This is a genomic window from Blautia acetigignens (assembly GCF_025566865.1).
Lineage (GTDB): Bacteria > Bacillota > Clostridia > Lachnospirales > Lachnospiraceae > Blautia_A > Blautia_A acetigignens.
On record NZ_JAOQJM010000002.1, the window covers coordinates 231,641 to 254,818 of the forward strand.

General features: G+C 43.6%; 21 protein-coding genes and 1 pseudogene. 8 read left to right on the forward strand and 14 right to left on the reverse strand.

What is annotated here, in order from left to right:
• Window positions 1-142: 142 nt before the first annotated feature.
• Entirely contained in the window at window positions 143-277 is a 135-nt protein-coding gene (locus OCV70_RS03925; RefSeq protein ID WP_262579263.1) for a hypothetical protein, read from the reverse strand.
• Window positions 278-526: 249 nt separating this feature from the next.
• Here OCV70_RS03925 and OCV70_RS03930 point away from each other — a divergent pair, with 249 nt between their 5' ends.
• The gene (locus tag OCV70_RS03930) at window positions 527-2,773 is read left to right on the forward strand and encodes a tetratricopeptide repeat protein (RefSeq protein WP_173766820.1); all 2,247 of its coding nucleotides are present in this window, start codon (window positions 527-529) and stop codon (window positions 2,771-2,773) included.
• A gap of 37 nt (window positions 2,774-2,810) precedes the next feature.
• Here the strand turns inward: OCV70_RS03930 and OCV70_RS03935 are convergent, their stop codons facing one another.
• From OCV70_RS03935 to OCV70_RS03990, 12 genes and pseudogenes are all read right to left on the reverse strand, one after another.
• On the reverse strand, window positions 2,811-3,683 hold the full coding sequence (locus OCV70_RS03935) for an ATP-binding cassette domain-containing protein (protein WP_009265788.1): 873 nt from the start codon (window positions 3,681-3,683) through the stop codon (window positions 2,811-2,813).
• Between the two features lie 3 nt (window positions 3,684-3,686).
• Window positions 3,687-4,343: a hypothetical protein gene (locus OCV70_RS03940; RefSeq protein ID WP_009265789.1), complete on the reverse strand. Its 657-nt coding sequence runs from the start codon at window positions 4,341-4,343 to the stop codon at window positions 3,687-3,689.
• Window positions 4,340-5,410: an ABC transporter permease subunit gene (locus OCV70_RS03945; RefSeq protein WP_173766822.1), complete on the reverse strand. Its 1,071-nt coding sequence runs from the start codon at window positions 5,408-5,410 to the stop codon at window positions 4,340-4,342. Before OCV70_RS03945 ends, OCV70_RS03940 begins: the two co-directional genes overlap by 4 nt.
• A gap of 116 nt (window positions 5,411-5,526) precedes the next feature.
• Entirely contained in the window at window positions 5,527-6,705 is a 1,179-nt protein-coding gene (locus OCV70_RS03950) for a sensor histidine kinase (protein ID WP_173766824.1), read from the reverse strand.
• Window positions 6,693-7,367: a response regulator transcription factor gene (locus OCV70_RS03955; RefSeq protein WP_009265792.1), complete on the reverse strand. Its 675-nt coding sequence runs from the start codon at window positions 7,365-7,367 to the stop codon at window positions 6,693-6,695. Before OCV70_RS03955 ends, OCV70_RS03950 begins: the two co-directional genes overlap by 13 nt.
• A gap of 145 nt (window positions 7,368-7,512) precedes the next feature.
• Window positions 7,513-8,778: a group II intron reverse transcriptase/maturase gene (ltrA, locus tag OCV70_RS03960; protein WP_117854890.1), complete on the reverse strand. Its 1,266-nt coding sequence runs from the start codon at window positions 8,776-8,778 to the stop codon at window positions 7,513-7,515.
• Window positions 8,779-9,304: 526 nt separating this feature from the next.
• Window positions 9,305-10,486, reverse strand: a pseudogene (locus tag OCV70_RS03965) (recombinase family protein); the annotation flags it as partial.
• Window positions 10,467-10,697 carry a helix-turn-helix domain-containing protein gene (locus OCV70_RS03970; RefSeq protein ID WP_015540908.1) on the reverse strand — a complete coding sequence of 77 codons (231 nt, stop codon included), beginning with the start codon at window positions 10,695-10,697 and terminating at the stop codon, window positions 10,467-10,469. The pseudogene OCV70_RS03965 and the gene OCV70_RS03970, both read right to left, overlap by 20 nt.
• Window positions 10,698-10,786: 89 nt before the next feature.
• Complete coding sequence (locus OCV70_RS03975) at window positions 10,787-10,972, reverse strand: hypothetical protein (protein ID WP_117526568.1); 186 nt, start codon at window positions 10,970-10,972, stop codon at window positions 10,787-10,789.
• A gap of 15 nt (window positions 10,973-10,987) precedes the next feature.
• The gene (locus tag OCV70_RS03980; protein ID WP_173765327.1) at window positions 10,988-12,277 is read right to left on the reverse strand and encodes a plasmid recombination protein; all 1,290 of its coding nucleotides are present in this window, start codon (window positions 12,275-12,277) and stop codon (window positions 10,988-10,990) included.
• Between the two features lie 372 nt (window positions 12,278-12,649).
• The gene (locus tag OCV70_RS03985; RefSeq protein WP_173765325.1) at window positions 12,650-14,041 is read right to left on the reverse strand and encodes a DNA primase family protein; all 1,392 of its coding nucleotides are present in this window, start codon (window positions 14,039-14,041) and stop codon (window positions 12,650-12,652) included.
• Window positions 14,016-14,636: a CHC2 zinc finger domain-containing protein gene (locus OCV70_RS03990; protein ID WP_039996408.1), complete on the reverse strand. Its 621-nt coding sequence runs from the start codon at window positions 14,634-14,636 to the stop codon at window positions 14,016-14,018. Before OCV70_RS03990 ends, OCV70_RS03985 begins: the two co-directional genes overlap by 26 nt.
• 222 nt (window positions 14,637-14,858) lie before the next feature.
• Between OCV70_RS03990 and OCV70_RS03995 the strand changes: the two genes are divergently transcribed.
• From OCV70_RS03995 to OCV70_RS04025, 7 genes are all read left to right on the forward strand, one after another.
• Window positions 14,859-15,962, forward strand: a complete 1,104-nt coding sequence (locus OCV70_RS03995; RefSeq protein WP_117489485.1) for a DUF6076 domain-containing protein — start codon at window positions 14,859-14,861, stop codon at window positions 15,960-15,962.
• Window positions 15,963-15,974: 12 nt separating this feature from the next.
• On the forward strand, window positions 15,975-16,601 hold the full coding sequence (locus OCV70_RS04000; protein WP_055058962.1) for an alpha/beta fold hydrolase: 627 nt from the start codon (window positions 15,975-15,977) through the stop codon (window positions 16,599-16,601).
• A gap of 34 nt (window positions 16,602-16,635) precedes the next feature.
• A complete protein-coding gene (locus tag OCV70_RS04005; RefSeq protein ID WP_330385669.1) occupies window positions 16,636-17,715 on the forward strand; it encodes a sigma-70 family RNA polymerase sigma factor in 1,080 nt (359 codons plus the stop codon).
• A gap of 108 nt (window positions 17,716-17,823) precedes the next feature.
• Entirely contained in the window at window positions 17,824-18,501 is a 678-nt protein-coding gene (locus OCV70_RS04010; protein WP_117526584.1) for a response regulator transcription factor, read from the forward strand.
• A gap of 82 nt (window positions 18,502-18,583) precedes the next feature.
• A complete protein-coding gene (locus tag OCV70_RS04015; RefSeq protein WP_330382787.1) occupies window positions 18,584-19,393 on the forward strand; it encodes a sensor histidine kinase in 810 nt (269 codons plus the stop codon).
• Between the two features lie 135 nt (window positions 19,394-19,528).
• Window positions 19,529-20,200 carry an ABC transporter ATP-binding protein gene (locus OCV70_RS04020; protein ID WP_117760539.1) on the forward strand — a complete coding sequence of 224 codons (672 nt, stop codon included), beginning with the start codon at window positions 19,529-19,531 and terminating at the stop codon, window positions 20,198-20,200.
• 15 nt (window positions 20,201-20,215) lie between these two features.
• On the forward strand, window positions 20,216-22,861 hold the full coding sequence (locus OCV70_RS04025; RefSeq protein ID WP_173765323.1) for an ABC transporter permease: 2,646 nt from the start codon (window positions 20,216-20,218) through the stop codon (window positions 22,859-22,861).
• A 51-nt stretch (window positions 22,862-22,912) separates the two neighbouring features.
• Here OCV70_RS04025 and OCV70_RS04030 read toward each other — a convergent pair whose 3' ends face one another.
• Window positions 22,913-23,158: a DUF6061 family protein gene (locus tag OCV70_RS04030; protein WP_173765321.1), complete on the reverse strand. Its 246-nt coding sequence runs from the start codon at window positions 23,156-23,158 to the stop codon at window positions 22,913-22,915.
• Window positions 23,159-23,178: the final 20 nt, after the last annotated feature.

The window sequence follows — 23,178 nt, forward strand, 5'->3', positions numbered from 1 at the left end:
TCCTTGATATTTGCTTTTGTGCTTAAATTATATTATATTTAAGCGTAAAAGTAAATATAATTCTTATATGCTTGCAGAAGTAAAAGATAACGCAACCGAATAATTTCACAAAAAAGCGACAGTCTGATTTACATTTTGTATTTCAGGAAACTGCCGCTTTTTTTTCTTCCTTATTCTGTTTTTCTTCCTCCAACTCCCGGAGGACTTCAGCGCCGTACTTATCAATCATCCGTACCAGAAAATCAATGCACCGCTCAAATTCAATATTCTGTTGCATAAGCTCCTCCCGTTATTGTTTGATCTGAGCTTATTTTACAGAACCTGCCGGAAAACCACATTGAATAGAAATTGATTGTAAATTGACACAATCAATTTAAAAATATCCGCATTTTCTTGAATCGAATATATGTTCGTGTTATGATAGATATACTTAATCTTAACTACGAAAGGGGAATTTCTATTGAATCGATGCGATTTTTCTTCTATTAGCACTTGCTTAAAAAATCATATCAGCGAAAGTAATCAAATGAGTCAGCCTGATTTTTTATACGAATTATTTGAAGATTTTATGGATGATCCGGCAAATCAGGATTTTTCTATGGATAATGGTCTGGTTTGTCGTTGGCTGACCGGTCAAGCAAAGATCAGTCCCAAAATATCTGCCTACTATTCCAAACCCAGTAATCAGAAAAAGCTGGCAGAAACCATTCACCAGAATCTGCTTCCATTGATGTCTGACTGCAATATGGCTATGCAGGATATATACACATTATTTATACAAGATGACACCATCTCCGATGCCAAAAAGAAAGATCTGGCTTCTCTGTACAAACCAGCCAGCTCACGTCTGCTTTTTCTTGCAAAGCTGATTTCTTTTGGCATGGAGCGACAATTTATCAAACGTGATACTAAAAATCAAAAATTAATTGCCGGAGGTGCCCTGTCACCCATTGTGCTGGATTATATTATGGACAGTGAGGTTCCGAAACCATGCCGTCATTTTATCGGAAGAGATAAAGAACTGGAAGAATTATATACCATGCTTGAGGAAAACCGGCATGTTTTTCTTTGCGGAATCGCCGGTATTGGTAAAAGCGAACTTGCCAAAGCCTACGCAAAACATTACAAAAAGCATTACACTAACATTCTATATGTAGAATATACAGGTGATCTTCATCAGGATATTACTGACATGGATTTTATTGACGATCTTCCGGAAAGCACTGAACAGGAACGGTTTCAAAGACATAACCGTTTTCTGCGTTCCCTGAAATCCGATACTCTGCTTATCATAGATAATTTTAATGTCACTGCCACACAGGACAGCTTTCTGTCAGTAGTATTAAAATATCGCTGCCAGATTTTGTTTACAACCAGAAGCAAACTGGATGAATACTGTACTCTACCATTAAAAGAAATAGAGGATATGAACGCTCTCTTCCAGCTGACATCGGTATTCTATTCAGAGGCAGACACGTACCGGGCAACAGTTGAAAAGATCATCGAAACTGTTCACTCTCATACTTTTGCCGTGGAACTGGCAGCAAAACTTCTGGAAAATGGAATCTCGACTCCAGACCAGTTATTAACAAGACTTCAGGTGGAAAAAGCATCTTTCCATAACGAAGATAAAATTAAAATAATCAAAGATGGACAAAGCAGCAAAGCCACCTATTATAGTCATATCCATACGCTGTTTTCTTTATACACTTTATCTCTTAAACAGCAGGATATCATGTGTAATATGTGCTTTCTTCCTTCCACCGGTATTTCTGCCCGTATATTTGCCAAATGGCTGGAACTGTCCACACTAAATGAAATCAACGATTTAATTGAGACTGGTTTCGTTCAGACAACAACACGTCGCACTATCTCTCTGCATCCGATGATTCAGGAAATCACCCTTTCAGAGACAAAACCATCTGTAAGTAGTTGTCACACGTTGCTGGATTCTTTACAGCACATATGTTTAATGCATGGAATGGAAGTAGATTATTATAAAAAGCTATTTCAAACAATCGGAAATATCATAGAATTGATTGAAAAAGATGATATGCCAAAGTATCTGCTTTTTCTGGAAAATGCATTTCCATACATGGATAACTATAACTATCACAAAGGTATGAAGGGAATCATTCAGGAACTGAAGGTGCTGTTAAAGACAAAAAGCATTGGCACCAACTCTGACCGGGCGTTATTACTGGATTTTCAAGCAACCCTTGAAACCAAACCTGAAAAAGCAATAAAACTGGAAAAGGATGCACTTGCCCAGATAGAAAATATCACTGCTGACAATGCTCGCCTTGTTTCCAACCTTCATGCCAATCTCGGTGGACTTTACCGCATGAACGGTCATCCCGATCTTGCAAGAGAACACATGGAAAAAAGTATCTCACTGCTTGACCAATTTAACCTGCTTCATATAAATGACAGCATACCTCAGATTGCCAATTATGCAATGTTCCTGACAGAACAGCAGGAACCCGAAAGAGGAATCTCTGAATTGCAAAAATTATCCGGCATCATCAAGGAATACCATTCCGATGACTGTCTGGATTATGCCAAAGTTCAGGAAACCCTTGGAACCATTTATCTGATGACTGCCAATCTTCCGCAAGCCAAAACACATTTTAAAAGAGCTTTCAAAATATATGAAAAGATCTGGGCTGATGAACCAGAAATGATTGAAGCAAAATATCAGGAAATTCAGGAGTTATATCCACAGATTGGATTTTTCATTGGAAAAAATCCATCCGGTCTTTTAACAAAATAAGTACAATTTACGGCGGGCAACTTGCCCGCCGTTATATTCAACTATTCGTCAAATAAATATATGCATCTTCCAAAGTGATATCATTATCCAGGACACAATTCTCATTTGGCTTTCCTTTGCTTAATACTTTCATATGAATTCCATTTTCTACATACTGCTTAGATGATATAGAATAATTGGCTTCTAACAAACGGGCTTCTTCTGCATTTTGTACCGTACAATTCCAAACACAGCCCTTTGCATTTTCCAGCAACCCACTCACGCTTCCAGAATATAAAAAACTTCCCTTTTTCATAATGGCAAGCTGTGTACAGGTTGCTGCTAAATCTTCTACTACATGAGTGGAAAACAGCACAGTTCTATCCTTTGAAAAATCAACCAAAAGATTGCGGATCCTGATTCTTTCTTCCGGATCTAACCCGGTGGTAGGTTCATCAATAATCAAAAAATCCGGATTATTAAGAAGTGCCTGTATGAGTCCGACACGTCTCTTCATACCACCAGATAATTGCCGCATTTTTTTATTCTGATGCTCTGTAAGAGAAGTCTTTTCCAAATAATAGGTAATTCTTTGTTTGAGGTCATTTGTGGATACTCCTGATAGTCCACCCATATATACAAGGCATTCTTTCACCGTAAGATTCGGATATAAGTCGATTTCCTGTGGAAGATAACCAATCTTTTTCTGTATTTTTTCATAATTTCCCTCGTTATACAGAATTCCATCAAGGGAAACCATTCCTTCCGTTTGTTTTAAAACAGTTGTAAGAACCCTCATCAAAGTGGTTTTTCCAGCACCATTCTCTCCCAAAAGTCCGTAAATTCCCTTAGGTATTTCAAGAGATGCCTTATTTACTGCAACTACACCATTTTTAAATCTAACTGTTAAATCATTTATTCTAATACTCATAATCTATCCCCTTTTCTTTAAAGCCATTGGTAATACTGCAAATAAAAGCAGACCCACTATAAAAGACACAAGCGTTCCATAAATCCAACTCTCGGACATTAATTGAGTAGGTTCACAAAAGCTGAAAGAAAACAATCCCAGATTTCCGAAAAATGAACTTCCCGCTTTTGATATAAGTCCAATGACAATTCCAAATAAACATCCTATACCTGCCCACATATTTCCAAGCAATGTACACAAAATCACAGAGCATATACTCCAAAGCCAGATGGTTCCGAACATTGCAATGGAAAATAAAAGGAATATCTGAGTGCCCGAAACGCCTTCGTTTACACTGCCCGGTTTTTGCCAGAAAAACAAAACATATCCAACACAGGAAAGTATTAATAAATATAATATTTGAACGCACACTCTCTGTGATATTACTTTTAACTGCTTTTTTTGATCATACAAATGAAATACATCGGCACGCTTACTTTTTACTTCCATCAAATATGTGTCACTACAAAAAATAATTGTTAAAAATGCTATTGGAGACTGAATCGCTGAACCGATTTCTTCATAGTATATAATCGGATGAATAGCACACAATATCAGTATAAATGCACATGAATAAAAAATCTTATATAACGACAGGCAGTTTTTTAGTTCCGTTTTCAATGAACCCTCCTCCTTTTCCAGATTGTAACAGAAATACATACTAATATAACTGATGAAATTACAAGAATAATCTGATTTATGTTTGACATTTTGGCTACATGTGTTTCAAAAAATCTGCCAGGGAATCGCACCATAATAGAGAACGGTCTCATATAATAAATATCATTCTTCATGGTCAGCATATTTGAATATATAATGTGTAAAAACAAGATTGGTGCTGCCGGAAGCGGATTTTTAAATATTAATGCTGTAATTGTATAGACACAACATATCATCAAAAGATTCGGAACAATATAGATCAGAGAATTCACGCAAAAATCAATTGGTGTTACTGGAAAGCCCGATTCTAAAGACGTTTTCAAACACAGCATAAAGAATATAACATTCAAAATCACTAATACTCCCAGCATACTAATGAATCCGCTTATTACTTTCCCACATATATATTGGACTGCCGTAACAGGCTTTGTATGTAATAATTCATAGGTACTTTTTCGTGTATCCTGAATAAATAAAAATGATAGCAAGACTGTTGCAAAAAAGGCCATATGCAATCCTGCAAAATCCGTAAATTTTTTGGCAAAGTACCAGGAAAAAGAATGTTCGGATAATTTCCGCTCGATATAATGATTGATTTCTTCTGCTGTCCCCTTATGAATTTCAAGGTCCTCATAAGCATATATTGCATTATAATAGCCATATTGGGATTCCAAAAACTCAGAAGCAGTCTTTACATCCATATTCTGAATTTCTTTCATTACATGATCTGCTTCCTGCCTGCTAAATCCAAAACCATTTTGGGAGGTGTCCATTAACGTCTCTTTGATCGTATCTTCCCACTCCCTTCTTCTTTCTTTATCATCAGATGTGGGAATGTACCCATCCATGACATCAGCATCTTCCAATGCTACGTCATTTTGTGTGATCTGTTCATTCTGTTTGATATAATGAATTTGCAAATACGATGACAGACATTGATACATACTGGCAACTATAATAATCAAGCCAATCCACAAAACAGGGTTCTTTAAATAATCAAGTATACTTCTTTTTATGATTGTTTTCATTGTATCTCTTCCTTTCTTTATTTCTTTAACAACATCATACAAATCAATTCTCAATAAATTCACAATAAAAAAGACTAAAACCACTTTATTTGTGATTTCAGCCTTATAAAGTATTTTTATTCAGCTTTGAAAAGAGCTTCTACATGAGCACCGCCTTGTCTGGCATTATATATTTTCAAATTTCCTCCATGCTTTTCACAGAAAATACGAGAAATATACATACCAAGGCCAAAATGCTTTAAATCATCTTGTGGATTCTTATGATAAAATGGTTCTGTTACTTTTTCCTCAGTATCCACAAATCCTATTCCATCATCTTCAACAGAAATTATAAGAAAACCATCCTTTTTCTTTATCTGCAAAACAATACTTTTTTGTGCATATCGAACCGCATTTTCCAGTAAGTTGTCTGCCACTTCCATGACAAGTTCCTCATCCACTTTCACAATGTTTTGTTCCTGCACTCTTTCTACCTTACATAATTTACTTTCCTTCTTGGACAGCATGGCAGCTTCTGCCTCAATCTTTTTTGCCAGTTCCGATAATTCTATCTCTGAGCATTGCAGTTCCCTCTGTTCTAAAAGGGACATTTTTCTCATGTTTTCCGTGAAATGCTCTATACGGTCAATCTGATACATGCCTGTTTGTAAGATATCAATAACATCCTCTGTTTTTATACTCTCAGCAGAAACAAACTCTAAGAGCATTTCCTGATACCCTCGCAATATGGAAAGTGGAGAACGTATGTCATGTGCAATTGCATTCCGCAAGACCTTCTCGTCATCAATCATTCGCCACATCTTTCTGTTGTTATCTGCTAAAGCACTTCGCATCATTTCAAATTCTTTACACAACGTTCCCATCTCATCTTTATTTTCATAGGACACATGAAAATCCAGTTCATTATCTGCAATCATTTGTGAGGCATCTTTTAATTCCTGTAGAGGCGTCTTTAACTTATTTTTATAAAAAAAGAATACCGCAGCAACACTCCCAACAATCGAAAAAATCAGTACCGAATATGTTTCCATAAAGTCACACATTTCCGAAAGATGATGGTCCAAACGATTCATCTGCGATTGATTAGGTCTTGATATCTCAATCTCGTATTTCTTTCCATATTGCTGAAACACGTCCGTATAATCTGCATAATCAATATATTTTTCCCATATTTTATTCTGCATATTTCTTGCAAAATGAACTGTAAATCCAGATAACAGAAATGCTGCCGTTAAGCTGATCACAAAATAAAGCAGAATTGTTTTTTTCAGTGACAAGTTTCTTATTTTTTCCATCGGTATCCAATCCCCCATACAGTTTCTATGTATTCTTTTTCTGAATAATCCGCTATTTTTTTCCTTATACGCCGTACTAATTCCGTTATCGTTCTACTGTCCCCTTCCGCATCATATCCACAGACTTGTGCATATATACGTTCTTTATCAAACACCTGCCCTGGATGCATGGATAAGAATTCAATAATCTGATATTCAATTTTTGTGAACTCCATCCTGTGTCCAGCTATAGCTACTATTTTTTCAGAATAATCAATCAGCATTTCATCCATGAAGCGGTATTCTGTTTTTTGTTGATGCCTTTCTTCTCTCTTTATGTTTGTGACAATCCTTGCTTCCAACTCCCGAAGACTAAATGGTTTCGTAATATAATCATCCCCACCCGAAAGCAACCCATTAATTTTATCATCTTCGTCAACTCTTGCTGTTAGAAATAAAATTGGACATAACACTTTACTGCGTATCAGACGACATACTTCAATCCCATCCATGCGTGGCATATTGATATCCAACAAAATAATATCCGGTTTCATTTCTATTTTATTTAATGCTTCCATTCCATCTGTAGCCGTAATGGTTTCATATTGTTTCATATTAAAATAACTACAAAGCATTTTCACCAATTCTTTATCATCATCGACAACTAAAATCTTGTATTTCATCCAAACCGTCGAGTAGACTTTGTCTCGACTTTTTCACATCCTTTCATCATATATTGTTTTGCGATGAGAGGTTCAAGTCTCAAAAGCCCCTCACAGAACCGCACGTGCCCTATTAAGGCATACGGCTCTTCAATAAGCCATTTACCTAATACGCACTTTTCAGATATATCCTTGGATACTCCAGTGGATGTATCTTTAGAATATTCATATATTTCTTCCACGTCAGCCAATACGTTTGGTCTCTGCGTCTCTTGCTTTTCCATAACTCCTGTCTCACATATTTGTAATATTTTTGCAAACCTATGTAGTTCCCATAGATTCCATAGTATCTGTAATGCCCCGTCAGTTTCACATTCAACGCTTCTATGGTATCGGCTATGCTTTCGTGCATATGCTCCCATAACCATTTCTTGACTGCTTCTCTTTTCATTTTCAGCTTCTTCCTGCTTGTTCTATGCAGTACACAGTACTTGCCCCAGTGACTTGTCACATTGTAGTGTGTAAAGCCGAGAAAGTCAAAGGATTCCTTTGTTCCCTTGTATCTGCCAAAGGGTAGAATTCTGCTTTTATCCTCTGCAATTTCAAGACCGAATTTACGCAGTCTTTCTATCAGAAGCTGATAAAACCTTTGTGCTTCATTCTCGTATTGGAACAGACATACAAAATCATCTGCATAGCGTACCATGTACATTTCTCCCTTAAACTCATGCTTTTTCACATAATCAAACCATGTATCTAAGGTATAGTGCAGATACACATTTGCCAGCACTGGCGAAATCAGCCCGCCCTGTACTGTTCCAGCTTCTGTATCCAGTCGCTTACCATCCTCCATAACTCCCCCTATCAGAAATCTCTTGATATATCTGATGAAGTTCTTATCTGCTATGTCATGCTCAAGAAATTTTATCATCCACTCATGGTCTAGGTTATCAAAGAATCCCTTGATGTCTGCATCTAAAATGTAATTGACCTTGTCTGCCATGATGTGTTTGTTTACTCTTTGAATTGCATCGTGACAACTTCTGTTTGGACGAAACCCAAATGAAAACTCCTTGAACTTAGGCTCATAAATCGCTTCCAGTATCTCTTTAAAGACACCTTGAACGACTTTATCCTCAAATGACGGAATGCCGAGTCCTCGCATCTTGCCATTACCTTTTGGGATATAGGCTCTGCGCACGGGATATGGTTTATAGGAAAACTTCTTCATTCTGACAAGCAGACTCTCTATGTTTTCTTCTAAGTTCTCTCCGTATTGCTCCTTGGTTATTCCATCCACTCCTACTGCTTTCCCTTTGGGTTGTTTGTTGTAGGACTCTTTGAGTGTGTCACTGTTGACATATTTCATTAGCGACTGAACTCTGCCATATCTTTCTACGAGACTGGCTATTTCTGCTTTCTCTTTTTCCATAGATTTTATGCCTCCTGTGCTCTCTATGTTTTGATTGCAAAAGCAACTTATTGTCCGTCCCTTCCCTCCAGCGTCATTACTGCTTTCATCAGTACTATGGACGAATCCGACTCCTCGATGGTCTTCGTTCATACTCACCATTGCATTGGTCGATATTCCCTACTGTCTCATGTACAGAACCATCCAGGCCTCCCAGGTATGTCAAATATAACAATATCAGGTATGCCGTGCTCTAGGACTCCGGTGTGTTTTCATAGTCTCGCTTTAACGACTAATCCTTATTGGTGACCCAAGGAGGTAGCAGACCACCCCACACAATCGATATTTTAACGAAGCTCAATCACTTCACGCTTACGCATTACGGCGTTCCTGTTCCCTGTCCTACGCTTAAACACCATTGTTAGCCTTTGGCGCTCCAAGGACTCGGTACTGGCGACTTGCTAAGTCTTACCAGACTGGATTCCCACCAGTTATATATTTGGCACCGAACTGGCGCACACCTCCTGCACACATATTATAATGAGAGCGTATCAACTGCTGTTCCGATTTTCGCCTGAATCGCTTCTACAAACCGTGGATTATTGACCATAGCGGAGATAACCTTCGCCACAAATTTGTTGATTTCCGTCTGCTCAATATTCAGACGGAAGCTGCACTCATGCCCGGTAGGTGTAACCGTATTTTTGCAGTAGTAATAATACCGGGTTTTCTTATCCTTACTGTGCGCCTTGGCGATATTGCCGTACATACTCTTGCCGCAGCATGGGCATTTCAAGATACCGGACAGGATGTGGGCGTGGTCTGGATTATTGACCTTTTCCCGCTTAAAGGAATTGACCTTGCGCTTTTCCTGTGCCAGATACCAATCTTCTTCGGAAATGATAGCTTCGTGCTGTCCTTCATAAACCGGGAACTCCGACTGCTCAACCACGTGCATCTCGTTTCTTGTACCCTGTTTCTTTTCTGTTCTTCGTCTGCCGTAAGCAATCTTTCCCATATAAACAGGATTGTACAATACATTTTTCACAAAATCTCTTGAAAATCCCGGAATGGTATTATTCTGTCTTAGTTTCTTAGTATAACCATTGCGGTTCAGATATTTTGCAACTCCTGCAACACCCTCGTTTGTATGAATATAACGATCATAGATTACTCGGATAACTTCTGCTTCATCTTCGGCAATAACAAGTTCACCATTATCCAGTTTATATCCATAAGGTGCAAATCCGCCGTTCCATTTGCCCTCACGAGCCTTTTGTTCCCATCCTGCCATTGTTTGTGTGCGGATATTCTCTCGCTCGATTTCTGCCACCGCAGACAGCACAGAGATCATCAGCTTTCCTGCATCCTTGGAGCTGTCAATGCCATCCTCCACGCAGATCAGATTGACACCGAAATCCTGCATGAGTTGCAAAGAGTTCAGAACGTCCGCTGCATTTCTGCCAAATCGGGACAGCTTAAAGACCAACACATAAGAAACATCATCTTTGCCGTCCTGGATGTCATTCAGCATCCGTTGAAACTCCTGCCGCCCTTGAATGTTCTTTCCAGAAAAGCTCTCGTCAGAATACTCCCCGGCAACGATCATATCCTCGTATGCCGCATACTTCCGCAGCTTGTCACGCTGGGCATCCAAGCTGTATCCGTCAACCTGCATCGAGGTGGACACTCTTGTATAAAGATAGCATTTAAGTTGTTTCTTTTTCAGAATCTCCACCTCCCTCATTCCTTCCTTTTACCATAAGTCCCTCGTTGCGGATATAATACTCCAAAAGCCACAGCACATAATCCGGTGCATGGCGGTTGTCCAATTCCCATTCAGTCATAGTCCGGTAAGGAATATGGACGAGCTTGCAAAAATCTTTCCGATTCAGTCCTGTGCTTTCCCGCAACTTTATAATTCTGTTTTTACAATCCATCCGTCTTTTCTCCACAAAAGCAAAAAATACACGTTGCGTAATCATTATAGCATAGCCATAGTGAATACGCAACGTGTAAATTGCAAATTTTACGCAGCCTTATCCGTCAGAAGCTGCGCTTGATTACTTTCCTCGGAATACTCCACTTCCTGCGGAGCGTCCTGTTCCAATTTATCCAAAACCTGATGTCCATATTTCTGGAGCATCTGGCTCATAACATCCACACAGCGGTCAAATGCCGCATTATATTTCGCTTCTTCATAATATTTCTTCAATAGGCGATTCCTCCATCAAAGTTCCATATCCTGTCCACGCTTCCGGGCAGGGTGTTCGTGTTCCTGTGTTTCCTTTCCTCTGATGAGGATAGAATTGATAAAAGCCCGAACCTTTTCGGATGCGATTTCCAGTGCATCCAGAAAGGGTTGGGCTTTCTGTTTGAGTTTCATATATTTTTCGCTTACCGCTTCATACCGCTGCTTCCAGATGGAAACCGTCTTTTCTGCGGAAGCCAATTTTTCTTTCAGTCGCTTGTTGTCAGCATTGGCAATAATACCATTGACCGCATAGTGTTTGAGCGTGTCGCATTCATCCGGAGTCAGCACAACATTGTTTCCGAATGTGGCTTTTTTGCCCATTGTTTCAATCTCCTGCACCGTCAGAGCAACGGTCTTTGCTGTTTTGGTTTCCTTTTGCAGAGCTTCCAGTTTCTGTTTCTGCTTCTCCGTGGCAGCTTTGGCATTCTCCAAACCCCGCTCCACCTGTGCCACCTGTCCGGCCACAGTTTCCAGCCGCTGCTGTTCTGCCTGCACCTTGAACTGGGTCACAGTCAGATGTTCCTCGGTACTGCCACGCTCTCCACGCTCCAGATCGGTATATCCGGCAACTCGCATGAAATGAAAAAAGTCATCCTGCAACACACTGTAGGATGACCTCAAAATCTTTTTTCCTCTTGCGTTCAACATTGGATTACCGTCCTCGTCAAGCACCGGCTTAGACTCCCATTTCTTACTGCGGCTGACCTGTGTGATGACCTCCTTAACGGTTCCCCGGAGGGCTTCATCCTTGCATCGCTTCGACCAAAGGATCTGCTTTTCCACCACCGGGATATAAACCACATGAAGATGATAGTGGTACACATCCTCGCCCAGAGCTTCGGACATTGCCCGGTTGCGCTCATCGGCGTGCATCACAGCGGAGAGGATATACTGCTCACCGCCTACAATCTCCACGGCGGCTTTGTAAGCATCAGCATAAAACTGTTTTGCAAATTCATAGCCGCCATGATTGTAGAAATAAGCAGAGTTCACATCAGATACTAACTCGCCGTATTTGACGGCATCCGGTTTCAGACCTCTGGTGGAAATTACGCCGTCCTGTTCCATCTGCTCAAACGTTTTTACATAATCGTCCGTGGGTGCTTTGAAATGAACGTTCAGAGAAGTGCGTTCCGGCACGATGTCCTGATTGCTGTAGCTGTCCTTTTCACGCTCATTGTGTTCCTGTACCTTAGCCACATCTGCCGGGGTTTCCAAGTCCTGATTTCTGGCTACGGTACGGTCTATTCCATCATTTCTTGCCATAGAATTTTTGTCCTTTCTTTGAGATTTGCAGACAGCGGAGAACTACGGAGAGGCACTTTTTCAAAGTGTAATAACCCACTATGACACTTTCATCCATACTGGCTGCAAAGTGCCGTGGGCTCTCCGAGGGCTCTCCCGAGGGGGAATGCGGTCACTGCGGTGACCTCTGCTGAACTGCCCGAAAACTGTCTGCATCGTTTTCTGTTGTTCAGCCCGGATAGCTGCTGTTTTGCGAAACACCACCCATCCCGGCGGCAGTGAAAATCAAATCTTTCACTGCAATAGAAACAGCCCAAATAAAGGAAATGAGCTGTTTCTATCACAAGCGTTTCACGCTCTTTTGCTGCGTACATACGTACCAGCCAATGGGATTTACTCGACCTGCCGCCATTCCTCCGGAATGTCCTCCGGTACGTACGTACACGGCGAATCTCCGTAAAACCCATTTATATGAGGTCGTGCAATGGCTTCCACTCCCATGAATCCCCAAACCCGCCGTCCGGCAGAGTTGGTGATATTGTTGCAATGTTCCAGATTAAATTTCTTGGCATTGGCAATCATGGCGTCGCTGAAGCTGCGGGCTTTCAGCGGTGCAAGGGAATTTTCTTCGCACCACATCCGGTAGATTTCATAGAAATCCTTGGAACTGATGGACGCATCCGCTTTACGCTGGATGTATCCCTCGGAATCCATGAAATCAAAGATATTGTTGTTGTCACGCTTGACCGCTTCCCGGTTTTCCCGGATACGCTCACTCTCCGTAAACTTAAAGTTGTTGGCAACAAGCCGCTGTAAGCCTTCAAATGCCCACAGGAAGATACCCTCGGCTTCAGCTTTCATCTTCTCCGCAAGGTCGGGATCGTCAGCTCTGTCCACTGGCTTTTCCTTGGTGGTCAGCACAAGCTGTCTGCGATAAAATCCGTCACTGTGGTCATACAAGGCTTGCAGATCACCGTTGCTGAATGCCAGCAATCGGGCGAACATCCAACCCTGATAACTCTGCTTGCCTTTGCGTTCCAAATCCATCTTGCCCTGTGCGGTGACAATGGATTTTACATAGTTGGTCTGGCGCAGAGCTTCCATCCGCATATCATCATCCACGCACAGGAGAATGTGTTCCAAATCGGCACGGGCGAAGCGGTTTTCAGAAATCTTGCCGATGCTGCCGTCTTTCATATTCGTGCCGAAGATGGTAGACAGTACCGCACCGATTTGAGATTTACCCTCGCCGCCGTTGCCTTTAATCACCATCATGCGCTGCCCCTTGTTGGAGGGAATCAGGCAATAGCCGATAAACTCCTGCAAAGTTGGAATGTCCTCGGCGTAAAGCAACCCATCCAGAAAGTTCAGCCAGATCACCGGCGCAGTAGCATCGGGATTGTAAGCAACCGGCAAACGGCTCCGCACGATAGCCGGTCTGCCCTCGGTAAATGTGCCGTTCAATAGCAGCGTACCGTTGGACAAATGAATCCGATCCTGCTCCGGTGGAAAGTCCGGCACTTGCGCTTCCAGTTTCAGCACTTCCAGAATGTTGGTGATCTTCCGGGGGATATTGTTTACGGCACAGAATTTCAGCTTGTCGTAAATCTCCCCACGCAGAGGAAGATCGTCCGTCACTCGACCATCGGGCGTGAAAAAAGCTCCGTTTGCGAAGATGATCCTGCGCTCTTGCAGAAATTCTTCACAAAACAGAGCTTCGTTGATGTTCTGCCCGTCAAACCACATGGGCAAGTTCATATCAGGCGTTTTCCGGTTCTTCGCCATGGTGCGCCACCTCCTTTTTCTTTCGTGCGGTATACTCTTGCAGAAAAGCAATTTTGCCGTCCTGCATCAGCTTGTCCACCAATGCCACCCGTTCTTCCAGATCACCCACCGTCAGCACATCTGCCATATATTCGATATGGCAGTGCATCTGGCAGGCTTCCACAAAACGGTCATCCAGAGCATCTTCCGGTGTCTTGGGAGCATAGCGCACTTTCCAATCTTCCAACAGATGCAAATAATCCGTCAGCACCCGGAAGCACAGCATTTCATCCTCCCGGAACTGACGGATATAGGGACGCTTTGGCTTGACCATAGCTGCGGCAGTGGGCGGTTTCGGGTCAAGCCCGAAGTCCAAAGCCAGCTTTTGCGCTGCTTCATAACTGCTCAGATTGAACAGCCTTGCCACAAGGTCGATCACATCCCCTTTGGCTCCGCAGCCGAAGCAGAAAAAATAGTCCTCATTCAGCTTCAAGCTCGGATGCCTGTCGTTGTGGAACGGGCAGCAAGCCATGCCGTTGTGGCTCACTTTCAGCCCGTAGTGTTCGGCGGCTTGCTTGACGCTGATTGCCGCCTTGATGGTTTCATAGATTGTCATAGAAAACCCTCCGTTCATAATATTCTGGAAAGCACGAAGCACCCGCCGTGATTGGCAGGTGCTTCGCTCCTTCTATTATGGTTATGACGGATTTTTCAAAAAACAGGCTAATGACAGGACAATCCTGTTTCAAAAAACAGGACAACTTATCTGAGGACGTAGATTTCTTCACATTTACATGATATAATTAGAAAAATGAAAAAACAGGACAGGAGGGCAAGCATGAATCAAGAATTGATGACATTGGATTTCTGGCAGGATACGGTCATATATGAGAGCAAAACATTTCCTGTCGGTACGCTTGCCTGTGATGCACTGAATGTTCCTGTGAATACCATTGCAAAAATAAACGAGCAATGCGAGAAAATCAATCTGCTGCTTGGAATATTAAACGCCGGACAGGATGCTTCTGCACTCTGTCCTATTGCAAAGGAAGCTGCTCTGACGATGCTCGATATTCTCAGCCAAACACCGCCGTTCTCCTATATGAATATCTCAAAGCACAGAGAACGGATTGAAAAAGTCTTTACTGTGGACAATGCGCTGAAATATGTGGAGTTTGCCATAAAAGCCGCAACCAATTCTTTGCAATTTGAAGAAATCCAGAACTTTACCGATGCGATGATGCTCCAACGCTATACCGCAGTTTTCGGGCATCTGGCATACTCCCTTGGGGAATACCAAACGGCCATGCTTGATTTTGCAGAAAAAACAGACGGCAACGAAGCAGACCGCACCGCAGAGGGTTTTGCAAAAATGTTCGGCAGCTATTTCCCGCCGGAGTTTTCCATCACGGAAGGCAATGCCTGGATGTCTACCCTGAACAATTCCGTTCAGTATGTATCCGTCATCCGTCCCGGCGAAAAAGTTGCGAAGCTGGTCAAGCGGATGCACTATGTATCCTTTGTAGGGATGTTCCGGTCTGATCTTTTTGAGGGCTTATGTGTTGGTCATGCCCCGAAAAAATGCAAAATCTGCGGCAAGTGGTTCCTCACCACCAACGCAAGGCACACCAAATACTGCGGCGGCTATGCACCGGGGGACAAGCTGCACCGTACTTGCCGGCAGATCGGCAATCTAAAAGGCAGAGAACAGCGAGAGCTTGCAGACGATCATCCGATTATCCAGATATATGAAAAGAGGCTGAACACCATAAATCGCTATGTAAAGCGTGGTACTCTGGACGCTGACCTTGCGGAGGTCATGAAGAAACTGGCAAAAGATAAAGAACTCCGGGCAAAAAGTGATGTTGCTTATGCCAAAGGAGCTTATGAAAAAGAAATGGAACAGGCTGCTTTGCTTGCAGAAGCTAAGATACATATTTAGTGGGGGAACAATATGAAACAAATATATGTGCATGGATTAGGACAAACATCTGACAGTTGGACAAAAACAATAGATATTTTGCAAACTACTGATTACAGCTTGTGTCCGAATCTTCCTGATTTAGTTCATAGCAAAGAAGTGACCTATGATAATCTATATGCTGCATTTTCAGATTACTGCAATCAATATGATGAGCCTATTGATTTGTGCGGTTTATCGCTTGGGGGCGTATTAGCTCTGAACTATGCTATACAATATCCGAAAAAAGTTCGCTCCTTGGTGCTTATCGCCACACAATATAAAATGCCCAAGAAGCTTCTGAAATTTCAAAATCTTCTCTTTAGATTTATGCCTAAATCCATGTTTCAACAAATGGGATTTAGAAAAGCTGATTTCTTACTTCTATGCGAAACCATGATGGAGTTGGACTTTAACAACTCTCTGCACAAAATATCATGCCCTACACTATTGTTATATGGCGAGAAAGATACTGCGAATAAAAATGCTTCTATTGAATTGGCAGAATTGCTTAAGAACGTGGAATTAAAAACGATTATTGGTGCCGGACATGAAGTTAATATTGAATCACCGCAGGAATTGGCAGAAATACTTCATGCTTTTTATGAAAGAATGTCTTAAGGGATTCTTATAGAAATGAGAAGGGAGGTGCGCTATGCTGAGTGATTTTTCATGGGACATGACCGGATACATACCAAAACACGCTGTCAATCCGCACGGTGACGGCATCATTCCTTATGCGGCAGAGCGCATCTTTCAACTGGAACCGGAGCCTCCAGCGGTGGGCAATCTGAACGAATATATCCTGTCTGCCTTGCATGAAAAGAATTTGATATATTTCTCATTCTTCCTACACCACTACGAGCCGCAGCTTAACAAGCGCATCAAAGACTTTCTCGGTGTGGATGGCGGCGATCTGTATGACACAGACCGATTTATAGATATAAAGCTCTCCTGCCGGGAGCAAATGCTCCAAAAGCTGATGGACTATGACCTTGCCAAGGGTGCAGAGTATGCTACATACATTTTCCCGTTCATCCGGGATGCTATGCTCCGTTTCCGCATGGGCGAAGAAAAATGGTCGGTGTCCTCTCTGACCAATTACAAAATGGTGCGGTCAATGGCTTGGCTGTACCACAATACCAAGGATGCGGTCAACGAATTTTCCAAGAAATACAACTGCGATCTTGCCCTTGCGGAAGAATATCTGAAAGTTGTCCGTGGAATCCGCAATCAGCAGCCTTTCTATGTCACAGACGAGGACGGCGAAGAAACAGGCGAGGATGTAGCCCTTGACGATAGCTGGAACTATACCGATATCCTCTGGAACGGCATACAGGCAGAAAAGGTGCAGCGGGCATTTGAGAAACTGAATTACCGGGAACAGACCTTGCTCGAAAAACGGTTAGCAATTTGCATGACCTGTGGGCGAGTTGGCTCATGGAAGAACCGCCCCACCTTTGAAGAACTGGCGGTTATGTTTGAGGGCAGTACAGCCAGCGGTGCAGAACGAGCCTACCGAAAAGCAGTGGACAAGTTGACGGAATTGTTGGTTGCCGAGGGCGCAATCCATGCAGTCCGGCTAAAACAGAAATCCAAGATCAAGCGAAAAAAGAAAATCGCCGCCGCAATCTACGAATATCAGGCAGACGCGACGGCGAATGGGGCGAGATTTCATTTGATTTTGAGAATGGTACGGCAGAGATCATTCGCCTTGCCGATTGGGATACGATAAAAACCAACCGCTTTGCGAACAAGGCCGTAGCCTATCTTCTGAACTGTGAGAACGAAAAATTGCCCAAGGAAACGATGGTGGCATTTGAATAACGAAGGAGTGAGATACATGGAACAATTATTGATTATTGAAGATGATATCGGTTTGAATCAAGGCTTATGCAAAGCGCTGAAAGCAGATGACCGTCAGATTATATCCTGCCATGATCTAAAAGCGGCAAGAGAACAATTGCTTTGCGGGAGTGTATCCCTGATCCTGCTGGATATCAATCTGCCGGATGGCAGCGGGCTCGAGCTGCTCCGGGAGGTCAAGGAAAACACACCCTATATTCCTGTTATTCTGCTGACTGCCAATGACACCGATCTGGACATCGTAGACGGACTGGAGAGGGGCGCTGATGATTACATTACCAAGCCCTTTTCTCTTTCGGTTTTGCGGGCAAGGGTGAATACCCAACTGCGAAAGCAAGCGTCAAACCATAAAAATGCGCCGTTCCATATGGATCTATTTCACTTTGACTTTGAGGCTATGACCTTTTATGTGGGAGATTCAAAAGTGGAATTGAGCAAAACAGAACAAAAATTACTGCGTCTGCTTGTTGAAAATCGTGGTCGAACCATGACCCGTGGAGACCTTGTCGACCGGATCTGGACAGATGGCGCAGAATATGTGGATGAAAATGCTTTGTCTGTTACGATCAAGCGTCTGAGGGATAAGCTTGGTGCACAGAAATACATTAAAACCGTCTATGGAATCGGTTATAGCTGGGTGACAAAAGATGAATAAAACCGGTATTGTGATCATACTGCTGTGTTTTCTGGCGGCGGCAGCTGTTGTGTTATGGGAGCGGAGAAAGACCAGAAAAACGATGGAAGAAATCGAAAGGATGCTGGACGCTGCCATGACCGGCTCCTTTTCTGAAACCAATTTTGATGAAAGCCGGCTGTCTGCTTTGGAAACAAAGTTTGCACACTATCTTTCCGCAGCAGAAGCATCTTCTCGAAATGTAGCGCAGGAAAAAGACAAAATCAAAACCTTGATTGCGGACATCTCGCACCAGACAAAAACGCCGATTGCAAACCTGCTGTTATACAGCGAGCTTCTGAAGGAGGAAACTCTGCCTGCATCGGCGAAGGCAAATGTGGAGGCGCTGTACAAACAATCGGAAAAGCTGCGATTTTTGATCGATTCTCTCGTAAAGCTTTCCAGACTGGAAAATGGGATCATTTCACTCACCCCTCAGCAAGCAGCGCTACAGCCGCTGCTTGAAAGCGTAGTAGAACAATATGCCGCCAAGGCTTCTGAAAAAGGATTGTCTTTGCGACTGCAGGATACCGATGCTTTTGCTGTATTCGACTTCAAATGGACAGCGGAAGCGCTGGCGAATATCGTAGACAATGCCATCAAATATACAGAGCATGGCACAATCAGGATTTCTGCCGTAAGTTACGAAATGTTTGCAAGGATCGATATATCGGATACCGGTTCAGGCATACCGGAAACTGAGCAAGCGAAGATATTTGCTCGCTTTTACCGCTCAAAGGCGGTTCAGGAGCAGGAAGGGGTCGGCATCGGCTTATACCTTGCCCGACAGATCATATCCGGCGAGGGAGGTTATATCAAGATTGCTTCCGTTCCGGGAAAAGGAAGTACGTTTTCCATATTTCTGCCGAAATAACAACAATTCTATCAAAACTGTTATATTTCATTTTCCGCCGGAAAGAATGTGGAAAGATTCCTATGCGATAATCTGTATGTATCAAAGGATGATTTCCTTTCATACATACAGATTTTTTCATGGAGGTACTCATTTATGGATGTTTTACAGGCAAAAGACCTGAAAAAGATTTATGGCTCCGGCAATAACGCAGTTCATGCGTTGGATGGAGTTGATTTAAGTGTAAAGAAGGGCGAATTTGTTGCAATTGTCGGCACATCCGGCTCCGGCAAATCCACGCTGCTGCACATGCTGGGCGGGCTGGATCGCCCTACAAGCGGCACGGTCATGGTGGACGGACAGGATATTTTCTCCCTGAAGGAGGAAGCGCTGACCATCTTCCGCCGCAGGAAAATCGGCTTTGTGTTCCAAGCATATAATCTTGTTCCGGTGCTGAATGTGTATGAAAATATCGTTCTACCCATTGAGCTGGACGGTGGCAAGGTCAACAAGGATTTCGTACAGCAGATCGTGCAGACCCTTGGGCTGGATGAGCGTCTGGATGCCCTGCCCAATCAGCTCTCCGGCGGTCAGCAGCAGCGTGTGGCAATCGCCCGTGCGCTGGCGGCAGCACCCGCTATCATTCTGGCAGATGAACCGACAGGTAATCTGGATTCCAAAACCAGTCAGGATGTATTGAGCCTTTTGAAAGTCACCAGTCAAAAGTTCGCCCAGACAATCGTAATGATCACTCACAACGAAGAAATTGCACAGATGGCAGACCGCATTATCCGTATCGAAGATGGTCGGATCGTCTCCCAAAACTAACGGGAGGTGGTTACGATGAATGTCAAAAACAGAAAATGTATTCGGAAACTCAGCTTAAAATCTCTTTATGCGAACCGTCGTCGCAATCTGATCGCCATTTTTGCCATTGCGCTGACAACGCTGCTATTTACGTCCATGTTCACCATTGTCTTGTCGTTGAACGCCAGCTATGAAACCTACCAGTTTCGGCAGGTAGGCGGCTATGCGCATGGCACCTTTAAGGATGTTTCCCCCGAGCAGGCGGAACGCATCGCTGCCCACCCAAAGGTGAAGGCTGCGGGGGCACGGAAGGTAATCGGTATCACTGCGGAGGGGGTCTTTGCCAAAATACCGGCAGAGATCAGCTACATGGATGCCAACTGCACTAAATGGAGCTATGCAACCCCTACTACCGGACGGATGCCCGAAAGCGGCAAAGAGGTAGCCATGGATACGGCAGCGTTGCAGCTGCTTGGCGTAACGCCGGAGCTGGGCGCCGAGGTCACGGTTTCCTATTCCATTACGGACAAGGACCAAACCGCCTTTACTGTAACAGATACCTTTACGCTGGTGGGCTATTGGGACTATGATGAACTAATGCCTGTTCATTACATCAACATCAGCCGTGATTACGCAGATGACATCGAAGCGCAGGCAGTGAAAACAGGTTTACAGCCTTTCCGCACCGATTTGAATATCATGCTGGCCTCCGGCACAAACATTCAAGGGCAGATGGAGCAGGTGGATACCGATCTTGGTTACACATGGGACAGCTATACCGATCCCAACAGCGTCCGAATCGGCGTCAATTGGGGATATACCTCATCCCAGCTGGAGTCACAGCTCGATCCAGAGCTGATGGTCGCCATAGCAGCTTTTTTGCTGCTGGTGATTTTCACGGGGTATCTTATCATCTATAACATTTTTCAGATCTCTGTTGTAGGGGATATCCGGTTTTACGGACTTCTGAAAACCATTGGCACAACGCCCCGGCAGCTCAAACGCATCATTCGCCTGCAGGCACTTCTGCTTTGTCTGATCGGTATTCCGGCGGGGCTGCTGCTGGGCTACGGCATTGGCGCTGTTTTGGTTCCTGTTGTCTTGCGCTCCACCCGATTGGATGCAGGCATCACCACCATCAGCACATCGCCTGTGATCTTCCTTGGTTCTATGCTGTTCGCCTTGTTGACGGTGCTCTTGTCCTGTTCCAAGCCCGGAAAAATGGCAGCTAAGGTCTCTCCGGTGGAGGCTACCAAATATACGGATGCAATGCAGACCAAGAAAAAACGGCGCAGCACCCGGGGAGCAAAGCTCCATCAGATGGCCTTTGCCAATCTGGGACGAAACAAGAAAAAGACGGTACTGGTGGTGTTGTCTCTGGCACTGTCGGTGACACTGTTCAATGCGCTGTGTGCCTTTGTGGGCGGCTTCAGCATGGAGAAGTATGTATCCTTCATGACCTGCGCCGATTTTATCGTCAGCACGCCCGACTATTTCCGTTACAACCCGGCAGATGAATTCATCACGCCGGAACAGATCGAAGAGATCGCAGCAAACACAAAGGCCAGTCTTTCCGGCACGGGATATGCTGTGCGAAAACCCGCATATCTGTGGATGACGGAGGATGCTCTGCGGCAGGACTATGCAAGGTACGAAAGCGCCGAGCAGTTGGACAGCCATATGAGCCGTCTGGAGCACCGGGGCAATATGGTGATGGGAGATACCAGAATTGAGGCTCTGGATAACAGTCTGTTTGACAAGCTGCAAGTGCTCGACGGAGATATTTCTCCTATGCTGGAGCCGGACAATAACGCCATTGCCATTGCGGTTTCCTTAGATGACTACGGTAATCTGCCCAATCCTGAATACTATCCCAAGGTGGGAGACACGATCACCGCTACCTATGCGGATGATGTGAAATATATCGACAGCCGCACCGGGGAACTCCGCACCGAAGATACACCGGAGGAGTACTTTCAGGCAAAATTGTATGGAGCCAGAGATGTAGAGTACACGGTCTGCGCCTTGGTAGAACTTCCGAATTCCATGAGTTATCGTTATGGTGGTATTGGATATGACGTAGTTTTGTCTGTGGACACCGCACAGAGGGACAGCGGTGGTGCAGCCATTCCGATGCTCTACCTGTTCGACACAGCGGACGAAGTTGACGAGGCCGAAGCAGAGCAATATCTATCGAAGCTCACTGCCGGTGAGTTTTCGCCCTTGATGTATGAAAGCAAGGCCACGGCTCGCTCTGAATTTGCTCAGTTCCGGCAGATGTTCCTTCTGATAGGTGGTATCCTCTGTGCTATCATTGGGCTGGTGGGACTCTTAAATTTCTTCAACGCCATGATGACCGGTATTCTTTCCCGCCGCCGTGAATTTGCTGTGCTTCAGGCTGTAGGAATGACAAACCGGCAGCTCAAAACCATGCTGATCTATGAGGGGTTGTTTTACGCAATGTCCTCCGTAGCGGCGGCCTTTATTCTGTCGCTGGCGGTGGGACCTCTTGCAGGAAAAATGCTGGGCAGTATGTTCTGGTTCTTTGAGTATCGATTCACCATTCTGCCTGTCCTGCTGACAATTCCGGTATTTCTTCTGCTGGGGTGGCTGATTCCTTGCATGATGTATGACAACGCAGCGAAATGCAGTGTTGTAGAGCAATTAAGGGATGCTCAATAACTGTTAAGCAAAAAACGGCCCTCTGCCAATGAAAAGGCAGAGGGCTGAGTTTTAATCTAAGGGTTTACATTCAGTTACAGTTTTTAGATAAATTTCGGGATCACCGTTCAATATCAAGTCTGCATATCCAATCGGATCATTGTAGATCAGATAATCCAGCTCTGACCGCTGATACATATTGTCGGCAACCTCATTCTCCACGGCTATTGTATCAATAGCAATCATACTGCCATCTAAGAATTTCAGTTCCACACAGGCATTATCCATGTTGAACTCACAAGAAATCAACCTATCCATAAGAAACCTCCACTTTGCTG

Bases quoted from the DNA above. Each gene is read 5' to 3' on its own strand.
- OCV70_RS04005 (WP_330385669.1), top strand. From the start codon at position 16,636: ATGCTGAGTGATTTTTCATGGGACATGACCGGATACATACCAAAACAC.
- OCV70_RS03935 (WP_009265788.1), bottom strand. From the start codon at position 3,683: ATGAGTATTAGAATAAATGATTTAACAGTTAGATTTAAAAATGGTGTA.
- OCV70_RS04010 (WP_117526584.1), top strand. From the start codon at position 17,824: ATGGAACAATTATTGATTATTGAAGATGATATCGGTTTGAATCAAGGC.
- OCV70_RS03995 (WP_117489485.1), top strand. From the start codon at position 14,859: ATGAATCAAGAATTGATGACATTGGATTTCTGGCAGGATACGGTCATA.
- OCV70_RS04000 (WP_055058962.1), top strand. From the start codon at position 15,975: ATGAAACAAATATATGTGCATGGATTAGGACAAACATCTGACAGTTGG.
- OCV70_RS03955 (WP_009265792.1), bottom strand. From the start codon at position 7,367: ATGAAATACAAGATTTTAGTTGTCGATGATGATAAAGAATTGGTGAAA.
- OCV70_RS03950 (WP_173766824.1), bottom strand. From the start codon at position 6,705: ATGGAAAAAATAAGAAACTTGTCACTGAAAAAAACAATTCTGCTTTAT.
- OCV70_RS03930 (WP_173766820.1), top strand. From the start codon at position 527: ATGAGTCAGCCTGATTTTTTATACGAATTATTTGAAGATTTTATGGAT.
- ltrA (WP_117854890.1), bottom strand. From the start codon at position 8,778: ATGGAAAAAGAGAAAGCAGAAATAGCCAGTCTCGTAGAAAGATATGGC.
- OCV70_RS04015 (WP_330382787.1), top strand. From the start codon at position 18,584: ATGGAAGAAATCGAAAGGATGCTGGACGCTGCCATGACCGGCTCCTTT.
- OCV70_RS03945 (WP_173766822.1), bottom strand. From the start codon at position 5,410: ATGAAAACAATCATAAAAAGAAGTATACTTGATTATTTAAAGAACCCT.
- OCV70_RS04020 (WP_117760539.1), top strand. From the start codon at position 19,529: ATGGATGTTTTACAGGCAAAAGACCTGAAAAAGATTTATGGCTCCGGC.
- OCV70_RS04030 (WP_173765321.1), bottom strand. From the start codon at position 23,158: ATGGATAGGTTGATTTCTTGTGAGTTCAACATGGATAATGCCTGTGTG.
- OCV70_RS03970 (WP_015540908.1), bottom strand. From the start codon at position 10,697: ATGGATTGTAAAAACAGAATTATAAAGTTGCGGGAAAGCACAGGACTG.
- OCV70_RS04025 (WP_173765323.1), top strand. From the start codon at position 20,216: ATGAATGTCAAAAACAGAAAATGTATTCGGAAACTCAGCTTAAAATCT.
- OCV70_RS03925 (WP_262579263.1), bottom strand. From the start codon at position 277: ATGCAACAGAATATTGAATTTGAGCGGTGCATTGATTTTCTGGTACGG.
- OCV70_RS03985 (WP_173765325.1), bottom strand. From the start codon at position 14,041: ATGGCGAAGAACCGGAAAACGCCTGATATGAACTTGCCCATGTGGTTT.
- OCV70_RS03990 (WP_039996408.1), bottom strand. From the start codon at position 14,636: ATGACAATCTATGAAACCATCAAGGCGGCAATCAGCGTCAAGCAAGCC.
- OCV70_RS03980 (WP_173765327.1), bottom strand. From the start codon at position 12,277: ATGGCAAGAAATGATGGAATAGACCGTACCGTAGCCAGAAATCAGGAC.